The 12,476-nt window shown below is 71.9% G+C and carries 9 protein-coding genes and 3 pseudogenes; 7 read left to right on the top strand and 5 right to left on the bottom strand.

Features of this window, described 5'->3' with window-relative positions; translation table 11 throughout:
• The first annotated feature begins 505 nt into the window (after window positions 1-505).
• From AAFF41_RS51770 to AAFF41_RS36450, 5 genes and pseudogenes are all read left to right on the top strand, one after another.
• Window positions 506-784, top strand: a complete 279-nt coding sequence (locus AAFF41_RS51770; RefSeq protein WP_351518398.1) for an FmdB family zinc ribbon protein — start codon at window positions 506-508, stop codon at window positions 782-784.
• 100 nt (window positions 785-884) lie between these two features.
• Window positions 885-1,040: pseudogene (locus AAFF41_RS51765) on the top strand (AmiS/UreI family transporter); the annotation flags it as partial.
• A 123-nt stretch (window positions 1,041-1,163) separates the two neighbouring features.
• A pseudogene (locus AAFF41_RS36460) lies at window positions 1,164-1,469 on the top strand (acetamidase/formamidase family protein); the annotation flags it as partial.
• Between the two features lie 782 nt (window positions 1,470-2,251).
• Window positions 2,252-3,142, top strand: a pseudogene (locus AAFF41_RS36455) (HAD-IC family P-type ATPase); the annotation flags it as partial.
• Window positions 3,143-3,236: 94 nt separating this feature from the next.
• Window positions 3,237-3,656: a GNAT family N-acetyltransferase gene (locus AAFF41_RS36450; protein ID WP_319752335.1), complete on the top strand. Its 420-nt coding sequence runs from the start codon at window positions 3,237-3,239 to the stop codon at window positions 3,654-3,656.
• 52 nt (window positions 3,657-3,708) lie between these two features.
• On the opposite strand, the gene AAFF41_RS36445 is transcribed toward AAFF41_RS36450, so the two are convergent.
• The 4 genes from AAFF41_RS36445 to AAFF41_RS36430 all read right to left on the bottom strand — a co-directional run bounded on the left by AAFF41_RS36445 (window position 3,709) and on the right by AAFF41_RS36430 (window position 7,651).
• The gene (locus AAFF41_RS36445) at window positions 3,709-4,908 is read right to left on the bottom strand and encodes a cytochrome P450 (RefSeq protein ID WP_319752334.1); all 1,200 of its coding nucleotides are present in this window, start codon (window positions 4,906-4,908) and stop codon (window positions 3,709-3,711) included.
• 31 nt (window positions 4,909-4,939) lie between these two features.
• Window positions 4,940-6,313, bottom strand: coding sequence for an NAD(P)/FAD-dependent oxidoreductase (locus AAFF41_RS36440; protein WP_343325280.1), 1,374 nt, complete (start codon window positions 6,311-6,313; stop codon window positions 4,940-4,942).
• Complete coding sequence (locus tag AAFF41_RS36435; RefSeq protein ID WP_060896502.1) at window positions 6,303-6,512, bottom strand: ferredoxin; 210 nt, start codon at window positions 6,510-6,512, stop codon at window positions 6,303-6,305. The genes AAFF41_RS36440 and AAFF41_RS36435 overlap by 11 nt, the downstream gene beginning before the upstream one ends.
• Window positions 6,513-6,619: 107 nt before the next feature.
• Window positions 6,620-7,651 carry a saccharopine dehydrogenase family protein gene (locus AAFF41_RS36430; protein WP_319752332.1) on the bottom strand — a complete coding sequence of 344 codons (1,032 nt, stop codon included), beginning with the start codon at window positions 7,649-7,651 and terminating at the stop codon, window positions 6,620-6,622.
• 101 nt (window positions 7,652-7,752) lie between these two features.
• Here AAFF41_RS36430 and AAFF41_RS36425 point away from each other — a divergent pair, with 101 nt between their 5' ends.
• The gene (locus tag AAFF41_RS36425) at window positions 7,753-8,724 is read left to right on the top strand and encodes a helix-turn-helix domain-containing protein (protein ID WP_319752331.1); all 972 of its coding nucleotides are present in this window, start codon (window positions 7,753-7,755) and stop codon (window positions 8,722-8,724) included.
• Window positions 8,725-8,826: 102 nt separating this feature from the next.
• On the opposite strand, the gene AAFF41_RS36420 is transcribed toward AAFF41_RS36425, so the two are convergent.
• The gene (locus AAFF41_RS36420) at window positions 8,827-9,267 is read right to left on the bottom strand and encodes a hypothetical protein (protein ID WP_319752330.1); all 441 of its coding nucleotides are present in this window, start codon (window positions 9,265-9,267) and stop codon (window positions 8,827-8,829) included.
• A gap of 284 nt (window positions 9,268-9,551) precedes the next feature.
• Here AAFF41_RS36420 and AAFF41_RS36415 point away from each other — a divergent pair, with 284 nt between their 5' ends.
• Window positions 9,552-12,446, top strand: coding sequence for an AfsR/SARP family transcriptional regulator (locus AAFF41_RS36415; RefSeq protein ID WP_343325279.1), 2,895 nt, complete (start codon window positions 9,552-9,554; stop codon window positions 12,444-12,446).
• The last annotated feature ends 30 nt before the right edge of the window (window positions 12,447-12,476 follow it).

Below are 12,476 nucleotides of genomic sequence, written 5' to 3'. Positions count from 1 at the left end.
TTTCCCACACCCCGGGGGACGTTTTGGTTGACGCGTTCAACGTCTTCGGCAGCCTGTTCGCCGGCCTGGCCGCCCTCGGTCTGGGCCTGGCGATCGGCAGATGGCCCTGGCCCGGCGGGTGCGGCTCACCGCGCGGCACGGCCGCACCTAGCGGTACGGCCGGTGGGTCCGGTGATCATCACGCGTGCGGGGCGTTGTGCTGGGCCCCGGCGCACGGCTGCTCGGGCTGCCGGAGCAGCCCGCACCCATGGCCGGCGTCGGATTCCGAGACGCCTATAACAACGTTCTCCACACCAACGTTCTCCACATTCAGTTACGAGTTGGTCCATGTGCGCGCGAAGTGACAGGTCAGAAAAGTCCCTGATGTACGGCGCTTCGAGCCCTCGCGGTGGGTCTGTCACGAGACGTCTCTTTGAAGGTAGGAAAAGCGCTGTGGCGTAGGCCCATTTGGGCACGCCGTACACGATCAGGTTGGCCAGCGTCCACCGACATCCGGAGGCTGCTGATGGCAACCTATGAATATCTATGCAGCCGCTGTGGGCCCTTCGATGTGAAGTTGGAAATCGGGACGGCGCCCAAGGCTTATGGCTGCCCTGTTTGCGCAGGCGCTGCGAGACGTGTGTATTCCTCGCCCGGTCTCTCGCTGACCCCGAACACGGTCGCCGCCCTCCATGTCCGGGAGGAGCAGGCGCGTGAGGCCCCGGCAGTAGTCTCCCAAGTGCCGCCACGCAGAAGGGTGCCACGGCACCCGCACCCCGCACTCCCGCGGCTGCCGCGTCCCTGAGGACGGTGGTCGACAAGGCAGAAATTCTGGCGGCATCCGGAATCTATCTGTCCTGCTCGCCGGAATCGACAAAATCTGTGTCGGCTATTACTCCCTCTTCGTGGCGATCGTGGCCCATGGGTATTCGTTCGCCAATTTCCACCTCTTCAAGGATTACCCGTTCGGAGCCATCTGGTTCTACTGGGCCTTCCTGTGGTTCCTGTTCTTCCTGCTGCGCGGTCTCAAGAAGACGGGGTTGTCCGACTACGTGGGCCGGGTGACGGCGATCGAGGGCTGGGTCACGGGCGTCATTCCCGCGGCGCTGCTGCTTTCCGGTTACTCAAAGCACACTGCGGAGATCGCCCTCGCCCTCGGAGCCTTCGGCGTCGTCGTGTGCGCGGCGCTGTTCGGGATCTCGGTCGACCACGACACGGACACGAACTACTACCCGGACGCGACGCTGGCCTACCGCCGGGCCTGCCTCAACGCCGTCGAGTACTTCAAGAGGTTCGGCTACAGCGGAGAGCAGGCCTACCTGCTGCTCGGCTCCTCTCCGATAGAGGGACGCATCAGCGGCATCGTCGACATCCCCAACGCCTGCTGCTCGCTGTACGTACCCACCGCCATGTTCGACTTCGACGTCCGGCCGACCGCCGCCGGCCCGATGAAGGCCGACCGCGGTCAGTGCGCGTTGGCCACGGCCTGAACCGGACAACGAGGGGCGGCACTCGGGCGCTCTCCGACCACGTCGTCGGCCCTCCGCCGAGGGGGAGTTCGACGGAGGTCTCGGGGCGGGCGGAGTGGGGCCAGACGGACAGGGCCCTCCGACGTCACGCCGCGGACGGTCGTCGTGCCCCCGTGTCGGTCAGTCTGGAACCGGTTTCGGTCGCCGACGTCGTCCGTTGATGGTCTCCTGACGCTTTCTCGGGTGACCTTGGCGGGGCCTTGATGTCGCCCTTTGACCGGGCGTAAGAGAGGCGCGGATTCCCTGCTCGGCCGTGCGGTTCGAAGGGGTGGCCGGGCTGGATTTCCCCTCGGCCGCCGGAGAGGCCTCGGACGTCGGTGACTGACGGTTTCACCCCGGAAGCACCCTCGGCCGCCTTCCTCACCCGAAGGCATCCGCATGGCCTCCCGGCGGCCGAGCACGCGGCGGCGTTCTCGTCGTCATCGCGCCACCGACGCCCGTGCGCAGCTCCGCGGTGCCGTGACCCCGGCACCGCGGAGCCCGGCGGCCACCACACGCTCTGTCAGCCCGACCGGTCGCCGACGTGCCTCCGTGCGCGTGGGTCCGGCTCCCCACCGAGGCACGAAGGTCTCCCTGTTCTCCGCCGCTCCTCAGCAAGCCCCGCCGTCCCGCCCTCGGCGCACCGCCCGGCCCGGACCGGACGGAGGGGCGAAACGCCGGGCACCGAGCGGGCTGTTCTTCGCCAACCTCGCGGAGGCCGTCACCGAGGGCCGCGGCACAGCACAGGCCGAGTCGCTGCGCAGAGCCTCGGCAACCGCGAGACCGCCGCGTTCGTGCCGCTGCCCGGCGTCACGGAAGGCCAACTCTCCGACGCCGCCCAGCTGTCGTCCCTGGCCGGCGAGACACCGGAGGGCCGCTCCGTCGTCGTACTGGCGAAGGAACGGTACGGACTACGGGCGCCCGCCGAGGGCGACCTGAGCCATGCCCGGTGGGTGAGGTTCACTGCCCGGACGCGGATGAGCGGCGTCGATCTGCGCTGGGGCAACGGTGCGGTGTGCGCGATCCGCAAGGGGGCCGCCCAGGAGGTCATCGAGTGGGTTCGGACGTACGGCGGCCACGTCCCGCCCGAGGCACGGTCGTCGGCGGTCTCCGTGGCCGGATCGGGCGGCACTCCGCTCCTGGTGGCCGTGCACGACCGGGACGGGCCGCGGGTACTGGGCCTGATCCATGTGAACGACGTCGTCAAGGACGGCATCCGCGCGCGCTTCGCCGAGCTGCGCCGCATGGGCATCCGCACGGTGATGATCACCGGCGACCACCCTCTCACCGCCCGCGCCATCGCCGAAGAGGCGGGTGTGGACGACTACTTGGCCGAGGCGAGCCCCGAGGACAAGCTCGCGCTGATCAAACGGGAGCAGGGAGGCGGCAAGCTCGTCGCCATGACCGGGGACGGCACGAACGACGCGCCGGCGCTGGCACGGGCCGACGTCGGCGTGGCCATGAACACCGGCACCGCGGCCGCCGAGGAGGCCGGGAACATGGTCGACCTGGACTCCGAGCCGACGAAGATCGTCGAGATCGGGAAACAACTGCTGATCACGCGGGGCGCGCTGACGACGTTCTCCCTCACGAACGACGTGGCGAAGTACTTCGCGATCATCCCGGCGATGTTCGCGGGCGCCCACCCGGGCCTGACGTCGCAGCCCGGCTCTGCGACCCGGCCGTCGAACACCGGGGTCGCCCCGAATCCGCATGCCGCCCTCCTCGAGACCCCGTCTCCCGTGGGGCGTGACGGTGCGGCGGCTGACACCCGGGCACGCCCCGGCCCTCGCCGGACTCGGCACCGACGCGGCCTGGAGCCACGGCACATGGGGGCGGACGACCGCGCTCGCGGCCTCCGGTCTCGGCTGGGCCGCCCTCCACAAGGACCGCATCCTCGCCGTCGCCTGTGCCCACCTCCTGAGCAGCACACACGAGGACATCGCCTGCCTCACGGTCCCCGAGCACCGACGCGAGCACCTCGCCCTCGCCTGCGTCACCGCCCCGTGCACGGACATCGCGGCCCGCGGCCACACCGCGAGCTGGTCCTGCTCCCGCGACAACCGCCCCGGCCGCCTGCTCGCCTGGACCGCCGGTTTCCGACTGGAGCGCGAGTACGTGCACTACGTGACCGGAAGTCCCGCGCGGCACGACCACCTCACCGCATAGGCGGTACGTCAGGAGCACGCCGGGCGGGCGGCGTCGACCGCCGGCGGGGGGCTCACAGGTGGATGGGCAGGTGGCGGGGTCCGCGGAGCATGGCGTTCTGCCGGTAGGGGGGCGGATCCTGGACCAGGCGGGCCGTGCCGAGGCGGGGAAGCAGCGCGCCGAGCGCGGTCTCGGCTTCGATGCGGGCGAGTGGTGCGCCGTAGCAGAGATGGATCCCGCTGCCGAAGCCGAAGTGTTCGTTGTCCGGCCGGGTGGGGTCGAACCGGTCGGGCTCGTGGAACCGCTTGGGGTCGCGGCTGCCCGAGGCCAGCGCCAGGATGACGGACGTGCCCTCGGGGATCGTGGTGCCGGCGACGTCGATGTCGGCGAGTGGGATCCTCTCGCGCATGTGGACCGGGGGTTCGTAGCGCAGCAGCTCCTCCACCGCGCGCGGCAGCAGGCCGGGTTCGCGGCGCAGCCGGTCCAGCTCCTCGGGCCGGCGCAGCAGGGTGAGGACGCCGTTGGTGATCAGGTTGACCGTGGTCTCGTGTCCGGCGATGAACAACAGGATGGTGGTTTCCGCCAGTTCCTCGACGGTGAGCCGCAGGGCGGGGTCCGGTTCGTTGATGAAGTCGGAGAGCATGTCGCCGGTGGGACGGCCGCGGCGCTGTTCGGCGAGGTCGACCAGGTACCGGCCCATCTCCTGCCGGGCCTGCAGGCCCGCCTTGTCCCGTTCGGTGGTGTCCTCTTCGGGCCCGATGTCGGCGGACGCGACGATCACGTCGGTCCATCCCTGGAACAGTGTCTCGTCCTCGCGCGGGACGCCCATCAGCCGGCAGATGACGGTGATGGGCAGGGGGTAGGCGAAGTCGTCGACGACGTCGATCTGCTCGCGGTCCCGGAGCGCCTCGATCAGTTCGCCGGTGATGTGGGCGATCTCGCCGCGCATGGCATCGACCCGGCGAGGGCTGTGCGGCGGCCCGAACGGCCGCATGGCCAGGGTGCGCAGTCTGTGGTGCTCGGGGTCGTCGAGCCGCAGGAACGGCGGCCGTCTCGTCTCCTCGGACGACGACGAGTCGGTGCGGCTGCGCGGTTCGGCACTCATCCGCGGGTCGTGGAGCAGAGCGGCGATTTCGTGGTAGGTGCCGACCAGACAGCTGCCGTCGGCCTGCCGCACCACGGGACCGGCCTCGCGGAGTTCCGCGTACAGCGGGTAGGGGTCGGGGCGGTTCGCGTAGTCGGAGATCCGTGCCAGCAAGGTCTCGGAGGCCATGGTGGCTCCTCGTCGTCGGGCGGGACGTGGGTCAGCGCGTGGGCTGCACCACGGTCAGTCGTCGATCGGGCAGGTGACCGGTGAGCGCCACGGTGGGACCGTGCGACAGCCCGCTCGGGTCGGGCACGTCGGACGGAATCGTGACGTCGGCCGCGATCGCGCGGTCCGCCGCGCCGGGCGGGGGCGGGAACGGAGCTGCCGTCTCGATCAGGTGCTTGTAGTAGTCGAGCGACTTGGCCATGTCGACGGTGACCGCGGCGGTGATCCGTCCCTGGTAGCCGTAGACCACCGCCAGACGGCGCGCCTCCAGAGAGCCCTGGGCGATGACGACGTGGTCGGAGTAGGTGGGCACGCCGACCGACTTGATGTTGAGCCCGAACTGGGTCGACCAGAACGTCGGGACGGCGAGGTGCGGGCGCCGCAGGGGACCGGGGCTGACCATGTTGTGGGCCGCCACCTCGGCCTGTTCGACCGCGTTGCCCCAGTGCTCCAGGGAGAGCATCTGGTACCCGAACAGCGGGTGCGGGAACCGGGAGACGTCACCGGCGACGAAGACGTCGTCGGTCACTATCCCGTACATGTTGAAGGCCCGGCACCCGGCGTCGCAGGCGATCCCGCGCGGACCCGCCGCCAGCCCGGACTCCGCCAGCCACTCGACGTTGCGGACCGCCCCCAACGCCACCACGCACACATCCGCCTCGACACGGCTGCCGTCGGACAGGTCCGCGCCGGTGAACCGGCCGTTCCCGTCCCCGCGCAGAGCGGTGACCGTCACTCCGGTGCGCAGGTCCACGCCGTGGTTGCGGTGCATGGCCGCCGCGAGTTTCGCCAGGGTGCCGCCGAGCGCGCCCACCAGGGGTGCGGGGCCGCGTTCTGCGACCGTGACCTCGATACCCCGCTCCCGGCAGGCAGAGGCGATCTCCGAACCGGTGAAACCGGCACCGATCACCAGCACCCGCTCCGGCCCGGCGGCCAGCCGCTCGGCCAGCTTCCCGGCCTCGTCACTGGTGCGCAGGGTGAACACGCCGTCCAGGGAGGCCTCGTCCGGGTTCGGCCAGGGGCGCGACCGGGTCCCGGTGGCGATCAGCAGCCGGTCGTACGGCAGCGACTCGCCGTCGGCCAGCATCACCCGTTTCTCCAAGGGGTCCATGCCGGTGGCGGCCACTCCCAGTCGCCAGTCGGCCTCCGGGTCCCGGCGCATCGGCAACGCCGTGGTGTCCGCAGGCGTCTTGCCGAGCAGCACCTGCTTGGACAGCGGTGGCCGGTCGTAAGGCGCACGGGGCTCGTCCCCCACCACGGTCAGTGAGCCGGTGAAACCCTCCTCGCGCAGTGTCTCCGCGGCCCTGAGCCCGGCCAGCGACGCGCCGACGATCACGATGCGGCCGTCGGTCAGATCACCGGGCACCGGCGCTCACCCCTTCACCGAGGATGATGGCCTGGACCGGGCACGCCGCCGCGGCCTGGCGCACGTGCTCGACCTGGTCGTCCGGGACGGCCGTGGCGTACAGCAACCCTTCCTCGCCGTGCAGCTCGAACACCTCCGGTGCGAGGAACACGCACTGCGCATAGCCCTGGCAGCGCGTGAGATCCACAACGGTCTGCATCCTCACCACCTCCTCCGTGGCCTCACCCCGTCATGTCCAGCATGGGGGGAGATCCGGAGGCCCGCACGGCCACCGCTCGCCGCCGTCGCGCCGCTGCGGCTTCCGCCCTACCCGGGCAGTTCGAGCGAGATGTGCGGGGACAGGGCGCGCAGGAAGTCGGACGCGTCGAAGAGCTCACCGGCGGAGGCGACACCGACCGTACGGGTCCGGCCGGTGAGGATGCGGTGGACCGCCTCCACCGCGAGCGGCGCGCTGACGGCGTAGATGTCCCGGCCGCGTGCCACGGCGCGCCGTTCGGTGCCACCGGAGCGTACGACGACGTCGACGACGAAGGTCTGGTCGGACCGCCCGTCCTCGTCGGCCGCGGTCGGCGCCGGTGTGTCCGCGGCAAAGAGGTCCCTGGCCGCTTCGGTCGTCATGTGGGTGCGCACCTCGGGGATGGAGAGGTGGCTGGGGATGGTGACCACGTCGGCCATCGTGAACTCCGCGACGACCTCCCTGGTGCCCATGGGGTCGGGGAAGGGCCACTTCAGGAGCGTCGGCTTGTCGTCGTGGTACTCCAACCGTCCGTCCGTGTGGCGGACGCGCCGGCCGCCTCGCCGCTCCTGGGAGACCGTGCCCGCGGTGCGTGTCCCGGAGGTGGGGTGCCAACTGCTCAGTCCGTACGCGATGTTCGCTTCGTCGGCCACCGTCCAGTCCCCCATCGCGGCGGTGGCCAGCAGGTCGCCGAGGCCGCCGTAGAAGGCCATCGCGGGGACGATCACCGCTCCCGCCGCGCGGGCGCGGTCCGCGAAGTCCGTGAACGTGTCGAGGTTGGCCTCGATCTCGGCCGCCACATCGACGTACGGGATCCCGGCGCGCAGTGCCGCCTCGATCACGGAAGCAGCGGTCACGGCGAAGGGCCCGGCGCAGTTGATCACGGCGTCCGCACCGTCCAGGGCACGGTCGAGCGAGGCAGGGTCGTCGACGGACGCCGGCCGGACCTCGAGTCCGGGGACGGATGCCGCCAGCGCCCGCAGCTTGCCGGCGTCGCGGCCGGAGAGCACCGGCACGAACCCGCGCTCCCGCAGATGTGCCACCACAAAGCGTCCGGTGTGTCCGTACGCGCCGAACACCGTCACCGTCTGTCCCGATCCCATGGGTTCTCCCCCGTGCTCGAATGATCCGCTGAGAACATCCTGGCGGGGGCGGGCACCACGTCGTGAGTGTCCGGAACGACGTCCCCCATACAATTCCGGACATGGTTACCGTCGCGCTGGCCGTCACCCAGGGGATGCTGCAGTTCGAACTGTCCATGGCGTACGAGGTGTTCGGCGCCGCTCCGGTCGACGTGGCCGTCCCCTGGTACGACGTCGAGGTCTGCGGGTCGGACGCCGTACGGCTCGGCCGGTTCCGGCTGGAGCCCGACCAGGGGCTCGACCGGCTCCGGCATGCCGACACCGTGATCGTTCCCGGCTGGGCGGACGCCGACGAGGACCCGCCCGCCGATCTCGTCGGCGCGGTGCGTGCGGCCCACGAGGCGGGGGCGCGCGTGGCCTCCCTGTGCACGGGCGCGTTCGTGCTGGCCGCCGCCGGACTGCTGGACGGAAGGCGCGCGACCACCCATTGGGCGCACACCGGGGCCCTGGCCGCCCGCTACCCGCGGGTGGAGGTCGATCCGGACGTGCTCTACGTGGACAACGGCAGCGTGCTCACCTCCGCCGGCAAGGCCGCCGCGATGGACCTGTGCCTGCACCTCGTCCGTCTCGACCACGGCTCGTCCGTCGCCAACGCCGTCGCCCGCCGCCTGGTCGTGCCGCCGCACCGAGCCGGCGGCCAGGCCCAGTTCGTCGCCGCCCCGGTGCCCACCCGGGACGACCACCCGCTCGCCGCGCTGCTCCCCTGGGTGATCGAACGCCTCGACCGGCCGCTCACCGTGGAGGACCTGGCGCGCCAGGCCCGGATGAGTTCGCGCCATCTGGGCCGCCACTTCAGGGCGGTGACCGGCACCACTCCGCTGCAATGGCTGCTGACACAACGGATCCGCCGCGCACAGGAGTTGCTGGAGACCACCGACGACGTCGTCGACGCCATCGCGACAGCCACCGGCATGGGAACCGCCACAACGCTGCGGCGCCACTTCAACCGGACGGTCGGCGTGCCTCCGGACACCTACCGCCGCACTTTCCGCTCACGGCCCCGCACCGACCCGAACGACGACCGGCAACGCTGACGCGGACGGTGTCCCGGCCGGCCTACTCGGCCCGGGATCCCGCGGAGCGGCTGCGCGGGACCGCGAACACCGCCGCGGCCAGCGTCCGCAGGGTCTTGAAGGTCAACTGGTCGGTGTCGTCGGGCAGCCGGCCGCCCGCAGCAGCGACCACAGCGCGGCCTCGCCGCGCCGCAGCCACCAGGCCAGCACCAGGGCCGCCACGCCATGGACGGCGGTGGCGTGCGGTGTCAGCGCAGGGGAGTGGGGGTGCGTATGGGACATGCGCAGCCCGTGCAGGGCCATCACGGCGTGCGGCTGACCGGCGTCGAGCGCCAGGTGCAGCCCTCCCTGGGCCGCGAGCGTCCCAGCGCCGATACCGACCAGCGAACGCTCCCGCCCGCCCAGCAGACAGCCGACCACGAAGACCGGCAGAGCGCCGACGACCTGCACCCGCACGGGGGGCGCCGCGCCCATGGCCGGCACATGTCCCCCGGCGGCGAGCAGCACACACAGCACGGCGAACACGGCCGCGCGCGGACTCCGTACCGTCAGGGACACGTTCACGTCACCCGATGCCGCCAGGCAGCCGGAGAATCTCTTCCCTTCACCGCGCATCCGCACCACCGCCACGTCCTACCTGGTCAGACCTGCTCCCCTTCACGAGTCGGACGCTGACCCCGTTCAGTTCCCGGGCGGTCAGAACGCGGCCTGGAGCCGTCCGTGAGGTCCGGGCGGGCTGTGACGCGCGGTAACACACTCTGTGACGTAGGGTCAATCCCTGGGGTGGAATTCCTGGGGTGGAATCCCTGGGGGATTCTTCGAGGAGGGGGCGAATTGGGCCGGAGCCGGTGCGGTTCTCGGTTCTGGGGCCGGTCCGTGCCTGGCGGGCGGGAACCGAACTGGACCTGGGGCGTCCTCAGGAGAGGGCACTGCTGGCGCTGCTGCTGGTGCGGGCCGACCAACCGGTCGGCATGGACGAGATCGTGAGCGCGCTGTGGGGGCACCGCCCGCCGCACAGCGCCGTCAACGTGGTGCACCGTCTCGTCGGTGCGCTGCGCCGGCTGCTGGAGCCCGGACTGCCCGCACGGGCGACGGGCCGCTGGCTGGTACGGGACGCGGGCGGCTACCGGCTGCTCACCGACAGCGGCTCCCTGGACCTCCTGCGCTTCCGTGAACTGCGGGACCAGGCCCGGCGGGCCGCCGCGGAGGGGGCGCCCGCACGCAGCGTGAAGCTTTTCGCCGAGGCGCTGTCCCTGTGGCAGGGGCCGGTCGCCACCGGGATCGGCGCGGAGGTACGGGCGCACGCGGCGTTCGGCCTGCTCAGCCGCGAGTACGTCACCGCCGTACGGGAGGCGGCCGACGCGGCGCTGCTCGCCGGTCTCCCGGGCACGGTCCTGCCCGCATTGCGGAGGGCCGCCGCCGAGCATCCCTTGGACGAACCCCTGCTGTCACGGCTGATTCTCACGCTGGCGGCCGACACTCGTCGTGCCGAGGCGCTGAGCACCTACCGGGAGGCCTGTGCCCGGCTCGCCGGTGAGCTGGGCATCGACGCGGGCCCTCAGCTGCGCGAAGCCCACCGGACGGTGCTGCTGAACGACCCCGGCACGGCGGCGACGGACGTGTCCCGGACGGACCTGGCCGAGACGGGCGCGGTCACCTCCGAGGCCGATGAAACGGGCCCGGGTACCGCCGATCCACGGACGCCCCCGATGCCGGCCCCCGCCCAACTTCCCCACGACCTCCCGACGTTCACCGGTCGGGGACCCGAACTGGACGAGGTGCTGGGGCCGCTCACCGGTGAGCGGGCGCCCGCGGAGACGGTGGTGATCAGCGCCATCGGCGGCATGGCCGGAATCGGGAAGACCACGCTGGCCGTGCACTGGGCCCATCAGGTCGCCGACCAGTTCCCCGACGGGCAGCTCTACGTCAATCTGCGGGGGTTCGACCCGTCGGGCGCCGTCATGAATCCGGCCGAGGCCGTGCGCGGGTTCCTGGACACGCTGGGCGTGCCGCCCGAGCGCGTCCCGCACGGCGTGGACGCCCAGGCAGCGCTCTACCGAAGCCTGTTGGCCGGGCGCCGCTTCCTCGTCCTGCTGGACAACGCCCGCGACACCGACCAGGTGAAACCGCTGCTGCCCGGCACCCCCGGGTGTCTCACCATCGTCACCAGCCGCAACCAGCTGTCCGGGCTGGTGGCCGCGCACGGAGCCCGCTCACTGACCCTGCGTCCCTTCGACGCCGACCAGGCCCGCGCCTTCCTCGCCCGGCGGCTGGGCGTCGCGCGCATCGACGCCGAGCCCTGGGCCGTGGCCGAGATCACCACTCTGTGCGCCGGACTGCCGCTCGCCCTGGCCTGCGTCTCCGCCCGCGCGGCCACCCACCCCGACTTCACGCTGTCGGCGATCGCCGCCGAACTGCACGCGGCGCACGGCAGTCTGGAGGCCTTCGCCCGCCCCGACACCTCGGCGGACGTCGCCGCGGTCTTCTCCTGGTCCCTGGCCGCCGTCTCTGCCCCGGCCGCCCGGCTCTTCCGGCTGCTCGCCCTGCATCCCGGCCCCGACCTCTCCGTACCGGCCGCGGCCGCCCTCGCCGGACGTCCGGTGCGCGAAACCCGGCGGCTGTTGAGCGAACTGACCGGCGTCCACCTCCTCGACGAACACGCTCCCGGCCGGTACGCCTTCCACGACCTGCTGCGTGCCCACGCCACCGAACTCGTCCACACCCAGGACTCCGAGGAGGACCGCGGCGCGGCCGTGCGGCGGCTGTTCGAGCACTGTCTGCACACCGCCCGCGCGGCCGGTCTGCTGCTCGCCCCGCACGACGACCCGATGCCGCTGGAGCCGCCCGCTCCCGAGAGCGTCCCCGAGCCGCTCGCCGACGACACCGCCGCGCTGGCCTGGCTCACGGCCGAACACGCGGGGCTGCTCGCCGTCGTCGACGCGGCCGCGGGCTCCGGTCACGACCGGCTCGCCTGTCTGCTCGCCTGGTCCCTCGAGCCCTTCTTCGACCGGCGCGGAGCCTGGCACGACTGGGCGGTCGTCGAGCAGACCGCGCTCGATGCCGCCCAGCGGCTCGGGGACCCGGCGATGAAGGCCCGCGGCCTGCGGGCACTGGCCCGCGCGGAGGGCAGGCTGGGCCTGCACGACCGCTCGCGCCCGCGTCTCGAACGCGCTCTGGAGCTCTTCACCGGACTGGGAGACGCGGTCGGACGGGCCGACACCCACCGGAGTCTGGGCTGGGAGAGCGAGCAGCTGGGCGACCTGCCCGGTGCCCTGCGCCACAACCAGCTGGCCCTGGAGCTGTTCCGGAGCGCCGGCCTGCGAGCCGCACAGGCCAGCGTCCTCAACTCCGTGGGCTGGTACCACGCCCTGCTCGGCGAGCACCGGCAGGCGCTGAGCCACTGTTTCGAGGCCCTGACCATGCTTCAGGACCTGGGGGACCGCTACGGCCAGGCGGGCACCTGGGACAGCATCGCCTACGCCTACCAGCACCTGGGCCGCCATCCGCACGCCCTGCTCGGCTACCGCAACGCGCTCTCCCTCTACCGGGAGCTCGGGGTGCCGTATCCGGAGGCCGAGACCCTCACCCGCCTCGGCGACACCCATCTCGCGATGGGCAACCACGCGAGCGCCCGCGACTCCTGGCGAGCGGCCCTCGTCCTGTTCACCGCACTCGGCCACCCCGACGCCGAACAGGTCCGCGCCCGACTGCGTGAACGCGCCGAGCGACTCGGCTCCGCATGAACGCGCGCGAACGCCCGGACCGCGCGGACA

Origin of the sequence: Streptomyces mirabilis (genome assembly GCF_039503195.1) — a bacterium.
GTDB classification, from domain to species: domain Bacteria; phylum Actinomycetota; class Actinomycetes; order Streptomycetales; family Streptomycetaceae; genus Streptomyces; species Streptomyces mirabilis_D.
This window is presented reverse-complemented; position numbering and strand designations above follow the sequence as displayed.